The sequence below is a fragment of the Streptacidiphilus sp. MAP5-3 genome (assembly GCF_041262505.1).
Lineage (GTDB): Bacteria > Actinomycetota > Actinomycetes > Streptomycetales > Streptomycetaceae > Streptacidiphilus.
On the sequence record NZ_JBGCCL010000002.1, the window covers coordinates 572,855 to 594,488 of the forward strand.

The window sequence follows — 21,634 nt, forward strand, 5'->3', positions numbered from 1 at the left end:
CACGCATGTGATCACGCATCCGATCACGCAGCGCTGACCCAGGTCACCTGAGGTCTGCCGCCGACATCCCGTCCCCGTTCGAACCCCCGGTCCGTCGCTCAGCTCGCGCCGTCGCCCACCACCAGGCCATCGCGCGCAGCGGCGGCGGCTCGGGGGAGGGGTCGCTGGGCCCGCTGCTCCAGCGGATGCCCCAGGTCACCCCCGCGACGGGGACAGGGTTGCGGTTGCGCGGACTGGCGTACCTCGGGGCCTCGTTCATCCAGCCGATGCTGCCGACGACGTAGTGGCCGAGTGCGTCGAGATACCGCCCGAGTGCCGGGCTCGCGTCCGCGGCCACGTGCGCGCGCAGCCGCAGGAACAGGCCCATCACCCGGTCCCGGAGCGCCCGGGCGTCGGCCACCGCGAGCCGCGGGGGACACCCGCGTGCGTGCGCCAGGACGTTCACCAGGTTCTGCTCGGGCCGGTCCTGGCCGTCGTCCTTGGCGTAGGAGAACATGTCGTTGTCGCAGCTGACCACGAATCCCGCGACGTCCGTCAGCGTCTGCACCCGGTCGTCGTACAGCTCGAGCGGCCCCACGGGAATCCGCTGGGCCAGGACGCTCCACGCCAGCGAGAACCGCGTCCCGTTGACCGACGGACGCATCGCGACGTAGTCCTCCAGATCCGGCATGACGGCCCGCTCGGTGTTGCCGGCCTGCCAGGCCGCGCCGAAGAGCCAGTCCCGCAGCCCCTCGCGCACCAGCTGGAACTCCCAGGGGTCGAGGGCCGCGCGGGTGCGCCGCACCAGGTCCTCGAACGCCTCGGACAGCGGCCCCGGGGAGACCCCACCCGCGCCGGGCGTCTCCAGCCCGCGCGCGACACGGGAGTTGAACGCTGTGACGGCGGCTGCCCGGGTGGTGGCCTCCCCGGTGTCGTGCACGAGGTCGTCCAGGGCGAACGCCCAGTGGTTCCAGAGGATGAACAGCAGCAGCCGCTCCTCGTCCGCGTAGGGGATGATCCGGCAGCTGAAGTCGGTGCTGTGGGTGGCCTGTCCCCAAGCCCGCTCGACCTGGTCCGGGTACAGGCCGTGCGCGTCCGCCCAGGCCATCGCCCGCGCTTCGAGACCGGTCGTGTCGCGGAACCTGGCAGGCGTGAGGGGACACCAGAACGGCGGCAGCTCCCACCCGATCGCAGGGACCCGGCCGCCGCGTCCCGGACGCTCCACGGCGGGCCGCGCCTCCTGCCTCGCTTCCTGCCCCAGGAGTCGACGCCACGCCACGTCAGGCCGCCCGGAGGCGGAACTGAAGAATGCGGGTCTCGATGCCCCGGTCCCGCCACAGCCGGTAGAACGTGCCGTGGGTGAGCGCGGACTCGGTCAGTCGCTCCTCGGCCACGGGGCCGCCCGAGCTCCCGCGCACACGATCCAGCTCGAGCGTCGACCAGGCCATGCTCTGCAGCCAGAACTCCGCGACCCGATCCGTGACTTCCTCGTCCTGCTCGAGTTCGAAGCCCGCCTCGCGGGCGGCGGTGATGTACTCGGTGAGCGTGCCGAGCCGGGTGTGGTAGTAGCCGTCGATGAAGCCGGTCCACTCCGGTCGCCGGACGAAGTGCTCCTGCACGCCGAACCAGCCGCCGGGGCGCAGGGCCTGTGCCATCACCCGGAACAGGCGTGCGCGGTCCATGTAGCCGGAGCTCTCGAAGGCGACGGCGGCGTCGTAGCACCGCACGTCGCGCAGTTCGTGAACGTCCGCGAGCCGGGGCTGCACCAGGTGGCCCACTTGTGCGGCGTCAGCGAACCGGTGGATGAGAGGTACGTGCTCACCGGCCACCGTCAGCGCGGTCACGGTGGCCCCGTAGCGCTGCGCCCACAGGATCGCCCCGCCGCCAAGTCCGCAGCCGACGTCCAGGATCGTCTCGGGGGTTCGGTCCGCCACGTCCCACAGCCAGGCCGCCCGCTCGACCATGGCCTCCTGTGATCGCACCAGGCGTCTTCGGATCACATCCTGCGCCACGGAGGTGTTCGGTGTCTCGCCTCTCTCGAAGAGGCCCACGTGGAAGTGGATCCGTGGACCCGGACCGTACTTGTGGATGATGGCCTGCGTCTTGGACGCGTAGTAGAGGGGCACCTGCGCGGCGTCGAACTCGAGGGTCGCACCGCCGAAGTCCTCCAGAGTCTCCAAGGCACCAGAACCACGAGTGAACCCGTTGTCCACGAAAACCACCCCTGAACTGAGCCATGCGGAACGAGTTGTTGCACAAACCTGCACCAGGGCTGTGCTGCCCCGGTCATATTCGGACAGCACTTGGCCGTTAACCGACCGGATTTGGCGCAAAGGCCCCCGCGCGAAACCGGGAGTCGCGCCTTCACCCCCTCCGGTGGGAGCCGCCACCCAGATGCTGAGCTGCCGCGACTGCGGGCGAGTGCTGAGAAAGCTGGGACTCTCATGCGCGCGTCACGATTTGGCCGATTTGGCGATCGTCGGACGGACCGCAGTGCGGGCCAGCTAGCGTGCGAAGCGTGAAGACCTACCGCCCCTTGGCCGCCTGCCTGTTGCTCGCCGCGCTGAGCGGTTGCTCGCTGCTCTCGTCGACGTCCACGTCCACGCCGGCCGACGACCCGCACACCGTGGCGGTCTTCGCGCCACAGGAGCCGCTGAGCCCCACGCAGGAGCAGCAGTTGGCGCAGATGCTGCAGAAGCGGGCGGTCGCGCTCGGCATGGCCGAGGTGCACGCGCAGGTGGTGGCGGACGGCGTGTCCGTAACGATGCGCGGCGACCAGCGCGGGCGCCTCGCTGCGCTGGGGCGGAGCGGGACGCTCTACCTGAGGCCGGTCCTGGCAGTCCGCACGGTCGGGGCCGGCCAGGCGGCGCAGCAGGGCGCGGCGCCCGCCGACATCGCGTCCGCCTACGCCGCACTGTCCTGCCCGGCGGCTTCGCCCACCTCCGCGAGCCACATGGAGGCCGGCCCGGCGGCCGACGCCGCCGTCTGCGGCACCGGGGGTTCTGGCGGTACTGCCGGCACCGGCGGCACCGGCGGCACCGGCGGTACCCTCGCGTCCTCGGCCTTCGCGCTGGGCCCGGCGGCAGTGACCGGGGCCTTGATCAGCCGAGCGAGCGCCGCCTCCTCGCCCCAGACGGGCGGCTGGATGGTGAACCTCAGCATGGACAGCCAGGGCGCCACGGCCTTCACCCAGGTGACCAGTGAGTTGGCCACCAAGACCACCCCACAGAACGAGCTCGCCGTCGAACTGGACGGCGCCGTCGTCTCGGCGCCGTCCATCTCCGTGGCGATCACCGGCGGCCAGGCGCAGATCTCCGGCTCGTTCACCCGGCAGGACGCCCAGGATCTCGCGGCGGCGCTGAACTCCGGCAGCATCCCGGCCGTCACGCTGAAGCAGAGCAGCTACACGCCTTGACTTCCAGCTCCCTGCCCTAACGGGGCGGGGATTCCTGCCACGGTCGTCCGACGGACTCAGCGGCTTCCCGCTTCACGTCGCTGCGCCGGTACAGGTACGGGTACCGGCTGTCTGTAACGACCGCCGGCGGCCCCACGCGGCTCTGGTACAGCGGCCTGGGCCTGTTCGCGTGGGAATGCGCCCCTCCGCCGACGGCTTGGACTGGACCACCACCGCTGTCCCGACTCGTCGCGGAGATCGCTCAACTCTGCGAGGCCCGGCCGCAACAGTGGGACTGCCGGCGGCAGACCCGGTCGGCCGTCAGGACTCGTATCCCTCCACCTCGGCGGCCGGGCGAACCCGTGCGTCGCCCGGGTCCTCGCCGAACTCCACCCGGGCCCGGCGCTGGCGCAGCAGGTCCCAGCACTGGTCCAGCTGCACCTCCAGCGCAGCCAACTCCTTTCGGGCGGCGTCGCTGTCCGCGCTGCCGTCGGCAATCCGGGCGCGGAGCTGCTTCTCGGTGTCGATCAGTCGGTCGATCGAGCCGAGGATGTCAGTGTTCTGCTCGCCAGCCATCGGGCCTCCCTGGTGCGCTGCGGTGGACACCACTCATCCTCGGCCCGCACCGGTCCCGGCGCATGCCGGAAACACCCGGTGGGCCGAGCAGCTGCGCGACCGTTCTGGACCCCCGGGTTTGTGCCGAGTCCCGGCCGCCGACGCCAACGACCCGGCCGAGTAGGCGATTCCGCTCGTTGATGGCCGCGCTACCGGCCGTCCGGACGACAGCCCAGTCCTCCCGAAGCTGCCCGTGTCCGCCATGGCCGGGCGCTCGTTGACCCGGCGGAGCCCACCCTCCCCTGGGCGACTCCCCGGGGCGGCGCACCGAAGGTGTCGCGCGCCGCCCCGGCCCCTTGGTAGCGCTGGTCACGAGCGGCAGCGACCATTGATCCCGGGAGACGGCGGGGCCGTGTCGGGTCTGCCGTGACCCGGTGCTGTCAGATGGTTCCGCGGAGCTTGGCCAGTGCCTCGTTGAGGAGGATCTCGCCTTCCTCCTGGCTACGGCGCTGGCGGACGTAGCCCATGTGCGTCATGTACGGGGCGTTGCTCTCCGCGGTGGGGGTGTTGTCGGGGTCCTGGCCGGCGGGCAGACCGCACTTGGGGCAGTCCCAGACATCCGGGACCACTGCCTCGATCGCGAAGCTGGGCCTGCTGTGGTGGCCGTTGCTGCACCAGAACGACGCCGTCGTGCGGGGGGCGAGGTCTCCGCGCTCCGGCTCCCCGAGCGGCCCCGACCCGATGCGCGCGCCCCTGATGCCTGTCCGTCCCTGTGCCACGCTCTACTCTCCTCGGCCTCGATGTCCACGCCACGGATGAGCATGGAAAGGGTCAGCGTACGGCCATCCGCCGTCGACCTGGTCCACGGGCCCCGGACCGAACAGTGAACCGGGCCCCCGCCGGATACGCGGCGAGGGCGGGACCGACGCCCGAGGACGCCCGCGTGACGCTGCTGCCCCCGGACGCCCGAACTCCGCGGATGCCCGGCCCCGGCCGCGAGCGTAAGCCCTTCCGGCTGACGTCGGGGCCGGTCCGAAATCTCTTGGACGGCGCGGGGGCCGGCTTGCTGAAATGGGAGACGGCCGCTGTCGGAGTCGAAGGGATGCGGCGATGACCGAGATCAGGCTGCACCTGTCGGTGCGCGGCCTCGCCGACGCGGACCTGCCGTCCTGCGGCTGGGCCGGTTCCTCCAAGCACGTGCGCGAGCTCGTCCACCAGATCCGCCGCGCCGAGGCGGGCGAGATCGACTACCTGGCGGTGTGCACGCCGGTCGGGCTCCCTGTGGCGGTCGGCGGCATCGACTACACGGTCAAGCCCGGCGCCGGCACGCTCTGGCAACTCGGCGTCCACCCGGCCCTCCAGTCCTGCGGGATCGGCACGCTGCTGATCCGTTCCGCCGAGCAGCGGATCGGCGCCCGGGGCCTGACCCGCGCCGAACTCGGAGTCGAGGAGAGCAACCCGCGCGCCCGCGCCCTCTACGAACGCCTGGGCTACCGGGCCTTCGGTCGCGAGCTCGATTCCTGGGACGTGGAGGCCGAGGACGGCTCACTCCAGCGGTACGAGACGATGTGCACGCTGATGCGCAAGAACCTGGCGTGACGCTGGATTTCGCGGCGTTCGCCGCCGAGGCGACGGCCGACCCGGCCGCCGTCGGGCTCGTCCTCCAGGGCTCCACGGGCCGGGCCCACGAGGGCATGGCCACCCGTCACTCCGACCACGACGTCTACGTCATCCTCGAGGACGTGCTCCTCGGCAAGGTACTCGTCCACGGCGCTCCTCAGGTTCGGCCGACGGCGAGAACGGTCCGCTGTCCGCCGTCGGCCGGCGGAGGGAGGACCTCGACGTGGACGTTGTGGAGACCGTGGCTGCGAAGCGTGAACTCCCAGGTCGCTCGGGTGAAGTCGAACCGCGTGACCGCCGCCTTGGGCCCGAGCGGAGGCACGTCCTCGGCTGCGGTGTTCGAGAACGCGTACACACCACCTGCGCTGAGGCGCTTTCGGACGAGCGGGAGGAGCATGTCGGGGTTGGTGAACCAGTGCGCGCCGAACACCGAGTACACGACGTCGAAGGTCTCGTCGGTGGCGGTGAGGAACTCCAGGGCCTCGCCGGTGATGAACGCGAGGCCGGGCATGTGGCCCCAGCGTTCGCGGGCCTTGGCGTTCTGGGTGGGGGAGACGTCCATGCCGGTGCAGTGGGCGCCTCGGGTCGTGAGGTGGGCGAGGTTGCAGCCGGTCCCAGAGCCGAGCTCAAGCACGCTGCGATCCGTGAGCGGGCCGAGGATCGTCTCGTCGGGGCCGTAGTCCTGGTGGGAGGTCCAGTTGAACCAGGTGGCCTGTCCGGCGGCGTTCACGTCGCGGCGTGGGGTGCGCCCGCTGGTGGCGTAGCGCTCCCAGGCTTGCTCGATCGTGGCCGACTCCATCGTGGCTCCTTCCCGACGGGCTGCGCCCGATCCCTTCAACGGTAGGGACCGGGCGCAGGTTGCGGGGCGGTGTTGGTCAGTGGGAGGGGCTGTCGGAGCACCCGGCGTGGCACTGATGGCAGCGGGAGTCACAGTCGGCGTTCATGGTCAGGTCGTCACCGAGCGGGCCCCAGAGCTCGCTGTCGATGGTGAAGCCGTTGGCGCGCAGGGCGTTGATCGCGGCTGAGAGCGGGACGCCGGGGCCGTCACCAGTGTCGGGCTCGTGGTGGATGAACCGGCCCGCGACGCGGTCGCAGAACGCGGTGTAGTCGCGGGTGTGGAGCAGGAACGTGTGCCAGCCAATGTCGACCAGGGCGCTGGGGCCGATCGGCTGGGTGGCGACCGCAGCGGTCGCGAGGAACGCGATCGCCTGATCGAGGATCCGCTCGGCCGTCGCCTGGTCGAGCTCGGGTGGTCCTTGGTGATGCGCTGGGTGAGCTTGTCGAAGAGGGGCGCGTCGATCAGGGCGCGGCCGGTGAGCGGTGCCAGGGCGGTCGTCACTGGTTGCCTCCAAGAGGTTTCCGGGTGCACCTGATAGTGCATATTCCCTGCTCGCCCGCACTGGCCCAGCGGCTCCGTCCGGGGCCTGCGCGCGCGAGGGGGCGTCACCGTCGACCTCCACTGGGAGCGCGGCGCCCTGACCGAAGCCAGGATCACGACATCCCAGCCCGACACCGTGGTCGCAGTCGTGTGCCCGAGCACGGCAGGGCCCCTGTGGTTCGACCGTGAAGACGGATCGGCGATCACGCCGGATACGGGCTGCGCCGTGGAGAGCGGCGGTGAGCCCATCCGGGTCTGCATGCCCACACCGGGGAACTACCGCCTTGGCCCAGGGTCTGACGCACAGTCAGGTGCCACGACCACAGCGTTCGACGTCGCCGTGCACACCCATTGACGGCGTGCAGACAGTGCCCTTATGTTCAGAACTGATTGATTCTGCGTAGTTGAGCCGTGGAGTCGATCAATTCTCAACAGGGCTGGCGAGGGTTGTCCGACGCGCCGGACCCTGTTCCTCATCTCTCACCGTCCCCTGGGAGTCCTTGTGAGCGTCTTGAGATCACCGCGTCGACGATCAGGTCGGCGCGCATCCTTACTGGGCCTGCTCGTTCTGCTCCTCGCGATGACGCCCGCGTCCGCTGTGTCCGCTGTGTCCGCGGCGACCGCCGGGTCCGCGGCGTCCGCCGTATCTGCGGCGACCAACCTGTCCGCGGCGACCGCCGCGATTGCGACCAGCATCACGATCAACGGCGCCGACAGCGGCCGTAGCTTCGACGGCGTCGGCGCGATCAGCGGCGGCGGAGGCAACTCCCGGCTGCTGATCGACTATCCCGAACCCCAGCGCAGCCAACTGCTCGACTACCTGTTCAAGCCCGGCTACGGTGCCTCCCTGCAGATCCTCAAGACGGAGATCGGAGGGGACACCAACTCCACCGACGGAGCCGAACCCAGCATCGAGCACACCAAGGGCACGGTCGACTGCAACCAGGGCTACGAGTGGTGGCTCATGGAGCAGGCCAAGCAGCGCAACCCCGCCATCAAGCTCTACGGACTCGCCTGGGGTGCACCGGGCTGGATCGACGGCGGCTCGGGCAACTTCTGGTCCAGCGACACCATCAACTACCTGCTGTCATGGCTCGGTTGCGCCAAATCCCACGGACTGACCATGGACTACCTGGGCGGCTGGAACGAGCGTGGCTACAACGCCACCTGGTACGAGAACCTCAAGACCGCCCTGGTCACTGCCGGTTACGGGTCCGTCAAGGTCGTGGCCGCCGACTCGGACTGGTCCGTGGCCGACAGCATGACCACCGACTCCGCCTTCAGGAGCGCCGTGGACATCGTCGGCGTCCACTACCCCTGCGGCTACTTGGGCAGCTACACCTCCTGCCCGAGCACCGCCAACGCCCAGGCACTCGGCCAGCCGCTGTGGGCGAGCGAGAACGGCTCCGAGGACGCCGACTCCGGAGCAGGGGCCGTGGCCCGCGCCATCAACCGCGACTACATCGACGGGAAGATGACCGCCTACATCAACTGGCCGGTCATCGCCGCGCTCTATCCCAACCTGTACTTCTCCACCGACGGCATGGACATCGCGAACCAGCCCTGGAGCGGCAACTACACGATCGGCGAGACCACCTGGGTGACCGCGCACACCACGCAGTTCGCCCGGCCCGGCTGGCAGTACCTCGACTCCGCCAGCGGCTACCTCGGCGGCAACCGCAACAACGGCAGCTACGTCACGCTCAAGTCGCCGAACAACTCCGACTACAGCACCGTCGTGGAAACCATGGACGCCACCTCCGCCCAGACCGCGGACTTCACCGTGAGCGGATCCTTGTCCACCGGCCAGGTCCACGTCTGGGCGACCGACGTCAACTCCACCGACCCGTCCACCTGGTTCGTCCACCAGCAGGACATCACCCCGGTCTCAGGCAAGTACTCGCTCACGCTGCAGCCCGGCTACGTCTACACCGTGACCACGACCACCGGCCAGGGCAAGGGCGCCGCCACCCCGCCGGCCGCGGCCCCGCTGGCACTTCCCTACGCGGACGACTTCGAGACTCCCGCAGCCAGCACCTCCCCGAAGTACTTCACCGACATGAACGGCGCGTTCGCGACCGTGCCCTGCGGCGGCGGCCGCAGCGGTACCTGCCTGCGCCAGATGGCAGCGACTACCCCGATCCGGTGGACCAACGAACCCTACGACGCTCCCTACACGTTCATGGGGGACGGAAGCTGGAGCAACTACACCGTCACCAGCGACGTGATGTTCGAACAGTCCAGCAGCATCGAACTGCTCGGCCGCATCAACCAGCAGGGCCGCAACAACAACGGCCTGAACGCCTACCACCTGCGCGTCAGTGACACCGGCGCCTGGTCCATCGACAAGAGCGACACCAGCTGGAACTTCACCACCCTCGCCGCCGGCACCACCACCGCGCTGGGCACGGACCGATGGCACACCGTCGCCCTGACCCTGCAGGGTTCGACTCTCACCGCCAGCGTCGACGGCACGACCCTGGGCAGCGCCACCGACAGCAGCTACGCCTACGGCCGGGCCGGTCTCGGCGTCACCGGCTACCAGACCGACCAGTTCGACAACTTCCGGCTGAGCCCGGGCACGCCCACCACCCACACCGGACCGGTCACCTCGGGCATCACCGGCAAGTGCCTCGACGACAACCAGGCCTCCACGGCCGACGGCACCCAGGTGGTGCTCTGGGATTGCAACGGCACCGCGGCACAGCAGTGGACCTGGACCGGCAACACCCTCACCTTCGGCGGCAAATGCCTTGACGCAACCGGGCAGGGAACTGCCAACGGAACCCTCGTCGAACTGTGGACCTGCAACGGCGGCTCCAACCAGCAATGGACGTCACAGGGCAACGGCAGCCTGATCGGCACCCAGTCCGGCCGCTGCCTGGACGACCCCGGCTTCACCACCACCAACGGCACCCAACTGGATATCTGGGACTGCAACGGCGGCACCAACCAGAACTGGACCCTGCCCTGACGATCACACCCCGGGCCCGGCGACACTTCGCCGCCGGGCCCGGCCACCCACTCCTTCGGCCCTCATGACCCTGGGGCCCCACCGGACTTGATCCACGATCGTCCGTAGGGCGGATTCGGGGAGGTGCGCCGAGGCTTCTGGCAGGCCCCGCCAGGGTCCGGCAGGTCGGAGTGGGCCTCTGAGGCCGCTCTTGGCGGCCACTCCTGCAACGCTTTGTGGCAAGCACTCCGGCGTGTGTCACGAGGCGCCGCTATCGTTCGGCGGTGACAGGTTCCGTGGAACGCCCGCTGCTCTTCCTTGACGTTGATGGACCGCTCATCCCGTTTGGGGCAGTCGGACATCCGACTTACCCAACCAACAATGAGCCTTCGGGCAGCGCCTCGAACCCGCTTCTGGCAAGGATCAACCCCGGGCTCGGTCCCAGGTTGTCGGCGCTTCCGTGCGAGCTGGTCTGGGCAACGACCTGGATGTCCGATGTGAACGAGTGCATCGCGCCGCGCCTCGGGCTGCCGGAACTGCCCGTGGTGATCTGGCCGGAGCCGTCCGAGAACGATCAACGAGATGAGCGGGCCGGACTGCACTGGAAGACCCGCGCACTCGTCGATTGGGCCGCCGGGAGGGCATTCGCCTGGGCCGACGATGAGATCACCGCGAGGGATCGGGCCTGGGTGTCCGCCCACCACGGTGAACGAGCGCTGCTCCACCGCGTCGACCCCCGCCGCGGCCTGGCCGACACGGACTTCGTTCTCCTCAGCGACTGGTTTGACCGGCTGTGAGTCGTTCCTGACCGCAGGTTCGTGGTGGCGTGGATGATGACGCAGTGACGGACATCAGCGCGGACCGTGTGAAGGTCCACTTCCGGATGGACGTGGACGAGGACGGCTGCCCGCCGGTGAGCGTCGAGAGCCTGTGGGCGGTTGACCTCGGCGACGGGACGATGCGGCTCGACAACACCCCGCTCGGTCCGAACGCGGCCCTTTGGTTTGTCTGCGGCTGCGCCCTGCTCTCTGCGGCGACGCTGCGCCTGGGGCTCGGCAACCGTCCGCCCCGGCAGGCCGACGGCACCTCGGCCGGCGCCCCGCTGGGAGGCGCCTGGTGGGGCTCACGGCGCAGGCACTGCAGCCGTCAGCGGCGATAGCCCTCGCGGCCGCGGCCTCGCTGAGCCGCGACCACTGCCCCTGCCTGGCCTCCACCGCCCTGCTCGACACCCGGCTGCTGGCCAAGCCGTGCACCCGGAGCTGCCGTTCAGGACTGCCTGTGGGCGGCCTGCTCCGCCCCGGCCCGGAACGCGGACGAACGCCTGCGGGCCTGGGCCGCACCTCTGAACACTTCCCCAAGGCCCGGCAGTCCAGGGAAGCAGGATGCTCGTCCGGTCCGGCGCACACGGCAATTGGTCTGTACCAGTCTGTGCGAATGGTCTTGACCAATAAGTTCCCCGCACGTAGAAAGTGGTCACCTTGCCGGTCCACCGGCTGAGCGAGGTGCGCAATCGCCACAGCGTCTCTCCCCTTTGGAGGGTTCATGCGGGTCGGAAGACGGATTCTTCGCACAGCACTCACAGTCGGCTCGGCGTTCGGGCTGGCAGTCGGCGGGTCGGTCCTCGCGGTGGCCTCGGCGCCCGCCGCACAGGCGGCCACCACGTGCGCCACGGCGTGGAGTTCGGCCACCGTCTACACCGCCGGACAGCAGGCCAGCGAGAACGGGATCAACTACACCGCCAACTACTGGACCCAGGGCAACGACCCGGCGACCAGCAACGGCGGAAGCGGATCCGGACAACCGTGGACGTCCAACGGTGCGTGTACCGGCGGATCGTCAGGGGGAGGGGGAGGCGGAGGAGGGACCGGATCCGGAACGGGTTCGGTGAACGGCCTGCTCTTCAGCCCGTACAAAGACGTCACCATCAACATGAACTGGAACACCTACCAGATGCAGTCGGCCGTGACCGGGTCCGCCCTGCCGGTGGTGGGTTCCGGGAGCCTGGTGTCGCAGTACATCCCGAAGCTGCCCGCGCTCACGCTCGCGTTCGCCACCGGCTCCTGCGGCAGCGAGACCTGGGGAGGTGTCTCCGGTGCCAACTGGGCAGCCGAGAACGTGCCCCAACTCCAGGCCGCCAACCTGAATTACGTCGTGTCGACCGGCGGTGCGGCTGGAACCTTCACCTGCGACTCGACGGCCGGCATGGAGTCCTTCATCGCCCGCTACGCCAGCCCGAATCTGGTCGGCATCGACTTCGACATCGAAGGCGGCCAGAGCCAGTCGGACATTCAGAACCTGGTCGCCGCAGCGGCGGGAGCACAGGCGCAGTACCCGAACCTGCAGTTCTCGTTCACGCTCGCCACGCTGGGCGCGTCCGACGGCAGCTACGGCGGAGTGAACTCCCTCGGCAACGAGGTCGTCCAGGCGGTGCTCGGCTCCAGCCTGAACAAGTACGTCATCAACCTGATGACCATGGACTACGGCAACGCGTCCAGCAGCGTGTGCGTCGTTTCCTCCGGCAGTTGCGAGATGGCGCAGTCGGCGATCCAGGCGGTGCAGAACCTCGAGCACACCTATGGAATCCCGGCGAGCAAGATCGCCGTCACGCCGATGATCGGCATGAACGACGCCACCAGTGAGAACTTCACCACCGCGGACGTGGGCACGCTGACGTCGTACGCGGTCAGCAACGGCCTGGCCGGGCTGCACTACTGGTCGCTGGACCGGGACACGCCCTGCTCCGACACGTACGCGTCTCCCACCTGCAACTCTGTATCCAGCACGACACCGCTGGAATACACCGACCAGTTCTTGAGCGACCTCGGGGACTGACGAAGAACCCAGAGCGGGCCGCGCACCGAACTACCGGGCGCGGCCCGCCTGTTCAACGGGGGACGTGCTCGGCCCCAGCCGGTAAAGGTCTCTTCGCCGAGCGGGTGGCGAATGCCGGCAGTGTGGCCGGCGCCGCCGGCGGTACGGAGCGGGGGGCCGACGCACGACCCGTTCGGTGACGGCGAGTTTCTCCAGCTCGTCGCGCACCTGTTCAAGCTGCTGGCCCAACTCAGCGCCGTGGGCGCGCGCTGGACTGCCCGATCTCTGACGCTCAGACATCGCCGTCCCCGCACAGGCGGGGCGGCGACCGCCGGAATGACCTTGAAGCCGCCTTCCAGAGGCCTCATCTCCCGAATCGATGACCAGATCGAGCGCAGCCTGCCGTGGACGACGTTCTCGGCGTGCGGGCCCTGTGGGGCCGCGGAACGGCCGGGCCGTCCGGGTGGTGTGCGGGACGCGGACGCACGCCTCGGGTACGTGTGCGAGCGGCACCCCGCGTCGACGGGGGCAAGAGACCGGCAAGAGACCCATCGCACCCTGGAGAGCCTGTGCCCACTGCCCGTACCAGCATCGGCGCCACCGCCCTGACGCTCACCCTCGCCTGCGGCACCCTTGCCGTGCCGGCCACAGCCGCCACCCCCACCGCCCAGACCACGGCGACTTGCCCCATTGGGGCGAACGACATCTACGGCGCCCTGCTCGCCCAGGCCAGAGCCCGCGCCCACAGCGCCGCCGCACGCGCGGCGGCCGTCCCAAGAAGCCGCACCACGCACAGGGTCAACGCCTACGTCAAAGACGCAGCATTCCAGGCCGCACGCGCCGATGGGACCATCAGTGTGCAGGTTGCTGACGACGCGGCTTTCCTTGCCGCCCACGCCGCTTTCATGGCGGTGCTCTTCGGATTTGACAGCATTTTCGCCAACCCCGTGTACCCCACAGCGTTCAAAGCCGAGCTTTCGGCCCGACGGGCCAACGAAAAGCCTGACGACGTGGTGTTGGCCAACGCGGCTGCAAGCGCCGAGAACGAGGCGGTCGTGGTCAGCAACAGAGCCCTCGGCGCCCCGCCCGTCACCGTCATCCCTCCGGTCGTGCCGTAGCGGCCGGGCACGGGTCAGCAAGATCCGACGCGGGTTCCCTTGGGCTCCGGGCAGGAGGCGCGCTTCCTGGAACGCCGACACCAGCGGCGTCTACATCCACTACTCCGACCCCGACGCGTGGCGCGGTCGGGCTGGCGGTCACCCGCCATCGTGAGGGTCGGAGAGGTGCAGCGACTCGGGGAAGGAGTGCTCGACCAGGCGTTGCAGCAGCGTGTGCACGGTGACCTGTTCCTCGGCCGAGAGGACCGCGAACATCTCCCGCTGGACGTCGTCGACCACCTGCTGGGCGCGGGCGGCGAGCGTGCGGCCGGTGTCGGTGATCCGGAGTTCGAGGACGCGGCGGTTGGTCGGATGCGGGCCGCGTTCGATCAGTCCACGGGAGATGAGGGCGTTCACCGCCGCGCCCATGGACTGGGCGGTGAGCCCGGACCGGCGGGCGATCTCGGCGCTGGAGATGCCAGGGGTCAGGGCCACCTGTACCAGGGACCGCAGCTGGGCCAGATTGAGGTCGAGCGGTCGCAGCGCGCGTTCCAGCCGCTGGGCAGTGGCCTGACCGAACTGCCAGGCCAGGTACCCGGTGCGGGTGGACGGGTCGTAGATCACCGGCGAGACTCCACTCTCGGGAATGTAAGGCACCTGATAATATGTTTGCTACATTATCAGGAACCTTACATTATCTGGAGAGGGCTGCCTGCCGTGTCCCCTGTCTCGCCCGCCGAGTCGGCCCTGCGTTCCGAGCACGCGCAGTACCCCGCGTACGCCGAGTACCCCGAGTACGCCGGGCAACCGGAGCACGCCGAGGGCGCACCGCGCCGGCACCGCGCCCACGCCATCGATGCCGCCCCGCGGGAACCCCGCGCCACCGGCGCGAAAGGGGTCCTGCTTCCGGCGCTGATCGTGCTGGTCATCGGCTCGATCTTCGTCGGCGTCTACCTCGCCGCCTTCCACGCACCCCAGCCGCACCGCTTGCCGGTGGCCGTCGTCGGCTCCTCCCAGACTCAAGGCCAAGTCGAGTCCGCACTGGACGCGGCGCAACCCGGTGGCTTCGACGTCCAGGGCTATCCGGACCCGGCGGACGCCCGCGCCGCGCTCGCCCACCGCGCCGTGTACGCCGCCTACATAACCACCGGCGCCACCCCGGAGCTGCTGTACGCGGGCGCCAACGGCACGGGCGTGACCGCCACAGTGACCGGCGCCTTCGGGGCGGTGGCCAAGGCGGGCGGGCAGCAGCTGACCGCCCGGGACGTCCTGTCCTCCTCCTCCGGCGACACCCGCGGCCTGTCCGTGTTCTACGCGGCCTTCGGCGTGATCCTGGCCGGCTTCATGTTCGGCACGACGACGTATCAGCTGGCGCCGCGCCTGGAGTACCGCTGGCGGATGCTCAGTCTGCTGATCTTCGGGGCTCTCGGCGGAGTGATGGTCGCCCTGGTCGCGGGGCGTGCCTTCCACGCGCTGCCCGGTCCGTTCGCCGGTATCGCCGGCGTGGTCGCGCTGATGGCGATTGCCGCAGGCGGCGCCACCATGGCGCTGATCCGCCTGCTCGGCCCGGCCGGAGTGAGTCTGAGCTCCGTCGTGCTGCTGATCCTCGGCAACGCCAGCAGCGGCGGCATCCTGCCGGCCGACTACCTGCCGGGCTGGCTGTACCCGTTGCACGCGATCCTGCCGGTCGGTGTCGGAGTCCGGACCATCCAGGGGCTCGCGTACTTCGGTCACGACGGGCTCGCACTCGGCATCACCGTCCTGAGCGTCTGGATCGTCGTCTGCGCGGTGGTGCTCTACCTGCGCGACGTGTGGTCGGTACAGGCCCGCAGGTCCTGAGCTCCTTTTGACGACGCCTCATGCCGAGAACGACGGATGAGGCGCGGGGGGCCGGACCGCAGCCGACCTCCGCTTCCGCGCGATCCCGTCCCCTCGCACCCGGGGCGGCATTCCGGGGAGATGATGCAACGTCAAGTCCTTTCCGGATGCGCTACAGAGGCCGCGTTGCACCTCTCACCTGGGCGAAACCTGCTCTGTTCAGGGGCATCAGGGGCGCGCGGCAGGTTCCACCGGTCAATGGATCTGGCGCGCTTCATCGCACTGCGTCCGTCTGGTGGCCGGCCGGGGGCTCGAACGGGTGGTGATGTGGGGGGCGGGCGGCGGGTGTCCCCTTTCATCCGCTACGGATTCCTACGCTGCTCTCTGGGCCGGTTTGGTGCTGTCGGGTTTCGCCGGGCTGGGCCGGCGCCGGGCCGGGGCGCGGCGCGACCTCGTGGTTCGTTTTTCATCCGCTTTTGGAGGTTGTGGTGCTCAGACATCGCCGGCGGGCAGGGGCGCCGACTCTGAAGGAGCTTGTTCCGGTGCGGGGGCAGGGTGGGTCGGTGGCGCGGGCCGTCCAGTGCGTGGTCCTGGCAGCGGCGGGGACGCTCGGCCTTTCGTCGACCGGTCAGGCGGCCGCTGCGGGTCATTCCCGCGCGGCCCAGGACAGCGCAGCCGCGATGGTCTGGAACCAGGGTGTGCACGCGCGGGCGACGAATCCCTCTGGCCAGTTCGCCTACGTCACCAACAGTGACTCGAACTCGGTGTCGGTGATCGATACCCGCACGAACACGGTCACCGCCACCATCGGCGTCGGCCGCACCCCGGTGGGGGTGGCGGTGGCGCCTGACGGTGCCCACGCCTACGTCGTCGACCAGGGCTCGCGCGAGGTGTCGGTGATCGACACCCGCACGAACTCGGTCACCGCCGCCATCGGCGTCCGCAGCGCCCCGGGCTGGGTGGCCTTTGCTCCGGACGGTGCCCACGCCTACGTCACCAATCAGCTCTCGACCTCGGTGTCGGTGATCGATACCCGCACCAACACGGTCACCGCCAACATCGACGTCCCCGACGGGCCCTCGGCCGGGGTGGCCGTGGCGCCGGACGGCGCCCACGTGTACGTCACCAATTTCACGGGCCGGCAGGGCTCGGTGTCGGTGATCGACACCCGTACCAACACGGTCACCGCCACCATCGGCGTCGGAGACCGCCCGATCGCGGTGGCCGTGGCGCCGGACGATGCCCACCTCTACGTCACCAACGAGTTCTCGAACTCGGTTTCGGTGATCGACACCCGCACGAACACGGTCACCGCCACCGTCGGCGTCGGCCTCAGCCCCGTCGGGGTGGCGGTGGCGCCGGACGGCCTGCATGCCTACGTCACCAGTCCCGCGCGTGCAGGCTTGGTGTACGTGATCGACACCCGTACCAACACGGTCACCGCCACCATTGACGTGGGCTACCGGCCGTACGGAATCGCGGTAGCGCCGGACGGCACCCACGCCTACGTCACCAGCCGCAGCATGGACTCGGTGTCCGTGATCGACACCCGCACCAACACGGTCACCGCCACCACCAGCGTCGGCCGCAGCCCGTACGGGGTGGCCGTAACACCGAACCCACCCTCAACAACCTGCCCACCGGCCTGACCGACAACGACAACCCCGTCCCCGCACAGATCATCACCCTCACCGACGGGGCCAGGCCCCCTGGCCCCGTGCACTTCCCCCACGTTGCAGCACCCGCAGACCCGGGCTCACGGGGTGCGCAGTGGGGCCGTGAGCACTCATCTGCGGACTGGCGCTCCAGGCAACGCTGGAGCTGACCCGCCGCGTTCGTGATCCGCTCGTGTTCGGCGATGAACTCCTTGGTGAGCGGGAGTTCGCGGCACCCGCAGTAGTGACACACCTGTCGTCTCCGGCTTCTCGGCGCCTTTCAGCGGGTCTCTGCGGTGGCGGGTGGTGGGGTGTCTGCCGCGGCGGGGGTCGGGGTGTCGGCGGGGCGGATGTTCCGCATCCGGCCGATGGCGTAGACGGCTCCGGCCAGGGCCAGGTCGGACAGGAGCATGAAGCCGATCGAGTAGGAGCCCTTGGCGCTGTAGATGGACCCCATGACCAGCGGCGGGACGAAGCCGCCGAGACCTCCGACGGCGCCGACGATGCCGGTGACGCTGCCTCCTGGTCGCCTTGGGCACCTGGCGGATCGGAACCCGTGACCACTGACCCCGCCACCGCCCGGCCACCCGCAACACACCCCGGAACGGGACGCAGAGCACGGGCACGGGCCCCGCAGCAGCGGGAAGCGGTCTGTTACCGGCGGCCCGCCAGGTAGTCCTTGGCCGCCTGCGGGGCCTTGGCCCACGAACCGGAGTCGAAGGGCGGCTGCGGGTCGTACTCGATGGCCAGTTGGAAGGCCTCGGCGGCGATGCGTCCGGCGATCAGCTCGGTCAGCGTGAGTGCCATGTCGATGCCGGAGGAGACTCCGGCTGCGGTGACCGTCGTGCCCTGCACCACGACGCGCTCGGGGGTGTAGGAGGCGCCGTAGGACTCCAGTAGTTCGACGGCACTCCAGTGGGTGGTGGCCGCCAGACCCTTGAGCAGGCCGGCAGCGCCGAGCAGCAGCGAGCCGGTGCACACCGAGGTAGTCCAGCCGGTGGTCGCGTCGATGCGGCGGATCCAGGCGAGCAGGGCTTCGTCGGTGACGCTGCGTCGCGCCCCGGGGCCGCCTGGCGCGAGCAGGATGTCGGCGGAGTCGACATCGTCGAAGGAGGCGCCCGCAGTGAGAGTGAGCAGCCCGGCACCGTCCACGACCGGTCCGGCCGCGGATGCCGCGAACACCACCTCGGCCTGCGGCAGCATGCGCAGGACTTCATAGGGACCGATGGCGTCCAGGGCAGTGAAGCCGTCGAACAGCGGGATGACGATGCGCACGATGTGTCCTTCTGGTCAGTTGGTGCCGGTGGAGTGGGAGGATGAGAATCGCTGCCGGTATTCGGCCGGGGTGGACCGGATGGCTCGTTTGAAGCTGCGGTGCAGGGTCTCGACGGTGCCGAAGCCGCAGGTGCGGGCGATGGCCTCGACGGTGGCGCCGGTGGTCTCCAGGAGCCGGCGGGACGCTTCGATGCGCGCGCTCTCCACGTAGGCGGCCGGGGTCCTGCCGGTCTGGGCCTGGAAGAGCCGAGCGAAGTTGCGCTCGCTCATCGCGGCACGCGCGGCCAGGGCCGACACGGTCAGGTCGGCGTCCAGGTGATCCCCGATCCAGTCCTGGAGGTCGCGCAGCGTTGCCCGGGAGGGACGCTGCGCGGCGAGCTGCGTACTGAACTGGCGCTGTCCACCGGGGCGTTGGACGTACATGACGAGTCGGCGGGCGATGCTGCGGGAGAGCTCCGACCCGTGGTCGGCCTCGGCCATGGCGAGGGCCAGGTCCAGGCCGGCGGTGACGCCGGCCGAGGTCCAGACGTCGCCGTCGCGGATGAAGATCGGATCCGGGTCGACCGTGACCTGCGGGTACCGCTGCGCGAGACTCTCGCAGCGGCCCCAGTGGGTGACCGCACGGCGACCGTCCAGCAGGCCGGCCTCGGCGAGCAGGAACGCTCCGCTGCAGACCGACGCCGTACGCCGGGCCCGTTGGGCGGCCTGCCCGAACCAGGCGACCAGGCGGGCGTCCTCGCAGGCCCGGAGGACCCCCGGACCGCCCACGGCGACGAGGGTGTCGATCGGCCCGGTGGCCTGCTCGATCGTCGTCGTCGGGGTGACCGTGATCCCGCCGCTGGAGGCGACGGGCCCGGGGTCGGCGGCGACGATCTCCAGTGCCATGCCCTCGATGTGCCGCCCGACCTGGGTGAACACCTCGTGCGGGCCGGTGAGGTCGAGGATCTGGAAGTCCGGGAAGACAGCGAAGACGATGCGCCGACTGGTCATGACTCCATCGTCGTCGCCCGGATTGATGGCGGCAATGACACGGGTATGACGATTTCTGCCAGTCCGGCGGTAACTCAGCAACGACTTCGCTGCCGACGCAGTCCTCGTCTCCAAGCACCCTGACGGTCAGCAGGCCATCGATCCGCAGGAGGCCACGTCCGCTGCCTAACGCCTGTTCAACTCGGCCACCCGGGCAGCGAGCGAGGCGTGCTCCTGCTCGGCTTCCCGACGCAGGCCCGGGAGCTTGTCACGCTCGGCGATGAAGGCCGCGATCGCCTGCTGTGCCCTCTCGTGGTTGGCCGACTTGCGCCCGTCGGCTGCCTCCACCGCCTCGGCGGCAAGCTTGCGGGCGGTGAGCCAGTTGCCCTGCTCGGGCTGGTGGCGCTGGTCCACCAGGGCGTCCAGCTGGGAGAGTTGGGGGGCGAGCGGCTGATCGACGAGCAGGGTGAGCGGCTGTCCGTCGATCTTCGCCTCGACCCGGTCCGGGGGCGCGGGGCGGGCCTCGGCGAGCAGCCGGTCGGCGAGTGGGCCGACGCCGCCGGACAGCGCGTGCTGGGCGATGGTACGCAGCGGCGAGCTGCCCCGGAGGTCCGCCAGCAGCAGGGTCAGCACGTCGTCGGCCGGGTCGTCCCAGTGCGGTTCCGGCTCGGTCTGCTCGCCGGAGCGCAAGCGGCGCACCTCGGCGGTAAGTTGCCTGGCGCGCAGCAGCAAGGCCTCCTCCTCGGGGGCGCCTTCGCCGATCAGGGAGTCCAGCAGGGCTGCCGAGGGCACGGGGCGGGACTGGTCGGTGGGTGCGGCGGCTTGGAAGAGTCGGCCGAGCTCAGCGAGCTCCCGCACGGCTGCCTTGGCCTGGAAGGTGCGCGCCGGGTCGTACTCGGCCTCCGAGCCGCGCGGACGTGGGCGCAGCGTGGTGTGCAGTCGCTCCACGGCCTCCGCGTCCTGCGTAGGGGCGAGCCAACGCACCACGACATCCCAGCCCGTGTCTCCGTACACGCCGGCCCCGGCCAGCATCCACACCTCCCGTACCGCGACAGTCAGTTGGCCGCCGTCCTGGCCCGCCGGGCCGAGCGCCCGCGCCAACCACGGCACCGCGAGCCCGGGCACCCCGGCGAGCGGCAGGGCCAGCGCCAGGAACAGTCCGGTGCGCTGGGGGTCCGCCCCGGCTGCCTCCTCCAGCGCGGGTCGGGCCGCCTCTCCCTCGCCACGCACCAGAGCGGCGAGCCCGTTCACCGCCTGGGGCAGCCAGTACCCCTGGACCGTCTCGGCCCGCGCCGCGGCGCGCTGCCCCTGCACAAGAGCGCCCAGCAGCGCCCGCGCCCGCTCGCGCGCGGCCGCCGCGGGCGCGTACCCGGCGAGCGCACCCCGCACCTCGGTCAGCTCGACAAAGGTATCGAAGGCCGCGCCCAGCCTGGCCACCTGCCGCTCCAGCGCCTCCTTCTGCGCGGTGACCCGGTGCAACTGGTCCTGCACCCGCGCATCAGCGTCGGCGGCCCGCCCCTCCGCGACCCGCCGCTGCCGGCGGACGTACATGTCCTCGTCCTCGTACCACTTGCGCCTGTTGACCCACCCGTCGGTGTACCAGTCCACGGTCGCCCCGCCCCGCCGCTCGATGTTCGAATCAGGAGCCCGACGCTACCGAACTTGATTGTGCGACGGCGGTGCCGTTGGCGAGTCAGCTGGATCCTTCGACCGTATGAGGCCAGCTCGATCGACTCGGTGTTGATCTGCGGCAGTTGCGGGGTCGGGACGGCGTCTCTCTCCTGTAAGGCGGTGGCCAGAGACGGGGGAGTCCCATCTCCGGCCACCGTTCGCGTCTGCGGTTGCGAACGCAGCGGAGCGGAACCTCTCAAGAGGCTGCTACAGATAGGCCTGGGCCGGCTCCTTCTCAGCAGCGGCTGCGCCGTCGGTGGGAGCGCTGTTCGAGGCGGCCAGGTAGAACACGCTGTTTCCCTGGCGCTGCCTCTCCGCGGTTCCGCGCTGCACCAGTGCTTCGGCTGCGGCCCGTACCTGGTTCATGTGGGACGGTGTGGCTTCCGTCCCGAACAGGGCGTGCGCGATCTCGTTGGTCTTCTGCGGGGCGGTGTTCGCCGTCAGGAACCCGATGACGCG

Annotated in this window: 20 protein-coding genes and 2 pseudogenes; 10 read left to right on the forward strand and 12 right to left on the reverse strand. The window is 70.1% G+C overall.

Annotated elements, in window-relative coordinates; all coding sequences use genetic code 11:
* Positions 1 to 43 precede the first annotated feature (43 nt).
* Together ABH928_RS06340 and ABH928_RS06345 are read right to left on the reverse strand one after the other, a co-directional pair.
* Positions 44 to 1,204, reverse strand: coding sequence for a hypothetical protein (locus ABH928_RS06340; protein ID WP_370062914.1), 1,161 nt, complete (start codon positions 1,202 to 1,204; stop codon positions 44 to 46).
* A gap of 55 nt (positions 1,205 to 1,259) precedes the next feature.
* Entirely contained in the window at positions 1,260 to 2,159 is a 900-nt protein-coding gene (locus tag ABH928_RS06345; protein WP_370062916.1) for a cyclopropane-fatty-acyl-phospholipid synthase family protein, read from the reverse strand.
* Between the two features lie 338 nt (positions 2,160 to 2,497).
* On the opposite strand from ABH928_RS06345, the gene ABH928_RS06350 reads away from it, so the two are divergent.
* Entirely contained in the window at positions 2,498 to 3,394 is an 897-nt protein-coding gene (locus ABH928_RS06350) for a hypothetical protein (protein WP_370062918.1), read from the forward strand.
* 300 nt (positions 3,395 to 3,694) lie between these two features.
* Here ABH928_RS06350 and ABH928_RS06355 read toward each other — a convergent pair whose 3' ends face one another.
* On the reverse strand, positions 3,695 to 3,949 hold the full coding sequence (locus ABH928_RS06355) for a DUF2630 family protein (RefSeq protein ID WP_370062920.1): 255 nt from the start codon (positions 3,947 to 3,949) through the stop codon (positions 3,695 to 3,697).
* Between the two features lie 419 nt (positions 3,950 to 4,368).
* Entirely contained in the window at positions 4,369 to 4,707 is a 339-nt protein-coding gene (locus ABH928_RS06360) for an RNA polymerase-binding protein RbpA (RefSeq protein WP_370062922.1), read from the reverse strand.
* Between the two features lie 331 nt (positions 4,708 to 5,038).
* Between ABH928_RS06360 and ABH928_RS06365 the strand changes: the two genes are divergently transcribed.
* Positions 5,039 to 5,527: a GNAT family N-acetyltransferase gene (locus ABH928_RS06365; protein WP_370062924.1), complete on the forward strand. Its 489-nt coding sequence runs from the start codon at positions 5,039 to 5,041 to the stop codon at positions 5,525 to 5,527.
* Positions 5,528 to 5,705: 178 nt separating this feature from the next.
* Here the strand turns inward: ABH928_RS06365 and ABH928_RS06370 are convergent, their stop codons facing one another.
* Both ABH928_RS06370 and ABH928_RS06375 read right to left on the reverse strand, forming a co-directional pair.
* Positions 5,706 to 6,347 (reverse strand): class I SAM-dependent methyltransferase, encoded by a 642-nt coding sequence (locus tag ABH928_RS06370; protein WP_370062926.1) that lies wholly within the window; start codon positions 6,345 to 6,347, stop codon positions 5,706 to 5,708.
* 76 nt (positions 6,348 to 6,423) lie between these two features.
* Positions 6,424 to 6,900: a hypothetical protein gene (locus ABH928_RS06375; protein WP_370062928.1), complete on the reverse strand. Its 477-nt coding sequence runs from the start codon at positions 6,898 to 6,900 to the stop codon at positions 6,424 to 6,426.
* A gap of 27 nt (positions 6,901 to 6,927) precedes the next feature.
* Here ABH928_RS06375 and ABH928_RS06380 point away from each other — a divergent pair, with 27 nt between their 5' ends.
* The 6 genes from ABH928_RS06380 (at position 6,928) to ABH928_RS06405 (ending at position 13,808) form a co-directional block, all read left to right on the forward strand.
* Positions 6,928 to 7,281 carry a glycoside hydrolase family 95-like protein gene (locus tag ABH928_RS06380; protein WP_370063000.1) on the forward strand — a complete coding sequence of 118 codons (354 nt, stop codon included), beginning with the start codon at positions 6,928 to 6,930 and terminating at the stop codon, positions 7,279 to 7,281.
* Positions 7,282 to 7,506: 225 nt separating this feature from the next.
* The gene (locus ABH928_RS06385) at positions 7,507 to 9,900 is read left to right on the forward strand and encodes a ricin-type beta-trefoil lectin domain protein (protein ID WP_370062930.1); all 2,394 of its coding nucleotides are present in this window, start codon (positions 7,507 to 7,509) and stop codon (positions 9,898 to 9,900) included.
* Between the two features lie 263 nt (positions 9,901 to 10,163).
* On the forward strand, positions 10,164 to 10,676 hold the full coding sequence (locus ABH928_RS06390; RefSeq protein WP_370062933.1) for an HAD domain-containing protein: 513 nt from the start codon (positions 10,164 to 10,166) through the stop codon (positions 10,674 to 10,676).
* Positions 10,677 to 10,720: 44 nt separating this feature from the next.
* Positions 10,721 to 11,038: a hypothetical protein gene (locus tag ABH928_RS06395; RefSeq protein ID WP_370062935.1), complete on the forward strand. Its 318-nt coding sequence runs from the start codon at positions 10,721 to 10,723 to the stop codon at positions 11,036 to 11,038.
* A gap of 383 nt (positions 11,039 to 11,421) precedes the next feature.
* On the forward strand, positions 11,422 to 12,711 hold the full coding sequence (locus ABH928_RS06400) for a carbohydrate-binding protein (RefSeq protein WP_370062937.1): 1,290 nt from the start codon (positions 11,422 to 11,424) through the stop codon (positions 12,709 to 12,711).
* 548 nt (positions 12,712 to 13,259) lie between these two features.
* Positions 13,260 to 13,808, forward strand: coding sequence for a hypothetical protein (locus tag ABH928_RS06405; RefSeq protein ID WP_370062940.1), 549 nt, complete (start codon positions 13,260 to 13,262; stop codon positions 13,806 to 13,808).
* A 138-nt stretch (positions 13,809 to 13,946) separates the two neighbouring features.
* Here ABH928_RS06405 and ABH928_RS06410 read toward each other — a convergent pair whose 3' ends face one another.
* On the reverse strand, positions 13,947 to 14,444 hold the full coding sequence (locus ABH928_RS06410; protein WP_370062942.1) for a MarR family winged helix-turn-helix transcriptional regulator: 498 nt from the start codon (positions 14,442 to 14,444) through the stop codon (positions 13,947 to 13,949).
* A 60-nt stretch (positions 14,445 to 14,504) separates the two neighbouring features.
* Between ABH928_RS06410 and ABH928_RS06415 the strand changes: the two genes are divergently transcribed.
* Together ABH928_RS06415 and ABH928_RS06420 are read left to right on the forward strand one after the other, a co-directional pair.
* Positions 14,505 to 15,626, forward strand: a complete 1,122-nt coding sequence (locus ABH928_RS06415; RefSeq protein ID WP_370062944.1) for an ABC transporter permease — start codon at positions 14,505 to 14,507, stop codon at positions 15,624 to 15,626.
* 521 nt (positions 15,627 to 16,147) lie between these two features.
* Positions 16,148 to 17,254: a beta-propeller fold lactonase family protein gene (locus ABH928_RS06420; RefSeq protein WP_370062946.1), complete on the forward strand. Its 1,107-nt coding sequence runs from the start codon at positions 16,148 to 16,150 to the stop codon at positions 17,252 to 17,254.
* Between the two features lie 286 nt (positions 17,255 to 17,540).
* Here the strand turns inward: ABH928_RS06420 and ABH928_RS06425 are convergent.
* The 5 genes and pseudogenes from ABH928_RS06425 to ABH928_RS06445 form a co-directional block, all read right to left on the reverse strand.
* Positions 17,541 to 17,840, reverse strand: a pseudogene (locus tag ABH928_RS06425) (MFS transporter); the annotation flags it as partial.
* A gap of 74 nt (positions 17,841 to 17,914) precedes the next feature.
* Positions 17,915 to 18,535: a DJ-1/PfpI family protein gene (locus tag ABH928_RS06430; protein WP_370062948.1), complete on the reverse strand. Its 621-nt coding sequence runs from the start codon at positions 18,533 to 18,535 to the stop codon at positions 17,915 to 17,917.
* Between the two features lie 15 nt (positions 18,536 to 18,550).
* Positions 18,551 to 19,525 carry a GlxA family transcriptional regulator gene (locus ABH928_RS06435; protein ID WP_370062950.1) on the reverse strand — a complete coding sequence of 325 codons (975 nt, stop codon included), beginning with the start codon at positions 19,523 to 19,525 and terminating at the stop codon, positions 18,551 to 18,553.
* Between the two features lie 165 nt (positions 19,526 to 19,690).
* Positions 19,691 to 21,112, reverse strand: coding sequence for a hypothetical protein (locus tag ABH928_RS06440; RefSeq protein ID WP_370062952.1), 1,422 nt, complete (start codon positions 21,110 to 21,112; stop codon positions 19,691 to 19,693).
* Between the two features lie 270 nt (positions 21,113 to 21,382).
* Positions 21,383 to 21,634: pseudogene (locus tag ABH928_RS06445) on the reverse strand (hypothetical protein); the annotation flags it as partial.

Bases quoted from the DNA above. Each gene is read 5' to 3' on its own strand.
- ABH928_RS06370 (WP_370062926.1), bottom strand. From the start codon at position 6,347: ATGGAGTCGGCCACGATCGAGCAAGCCTGGGAGCGCTACGCCACCAGC.
- ABH928_RS06435 (WP_370062950.1), bottom strand. From the start codon at position 19,525: ATGACCAGTCGGCGCATCGTCTTCGCTGTCTTCCCGGACTTCCAGATC.
- ABH928_RS06355 (WP_370062920.1), bottom strand. From the start codon at position 3,949: ATGGCTGGCGAGCAGAACACTGACATCCTCGGCTCGATCGACCGACTG.
- ABH928_RS06385 (WP_370062930.1), top strand. From the start codon at position 7,507: ATGACGCCCGCGTCCGCTGTGTCCGCTGTGTCCGCGGCGACCGCCGGG.
- ABH928_RS06365 (WP_370062924.1), top strand. From the start codon at position 5,039: ATGACCGAGATCAGGCTGCACCTGTCGGTGCGCGGCCTCGCCGACGCG.
- ABH928_RS06400 (WP_370062937.1), top strand. From the start codon at position 11,422: ATGCGGGTCGGAAGACGGATTCTTCGCACAGCACTCACAGTCGGCTCG.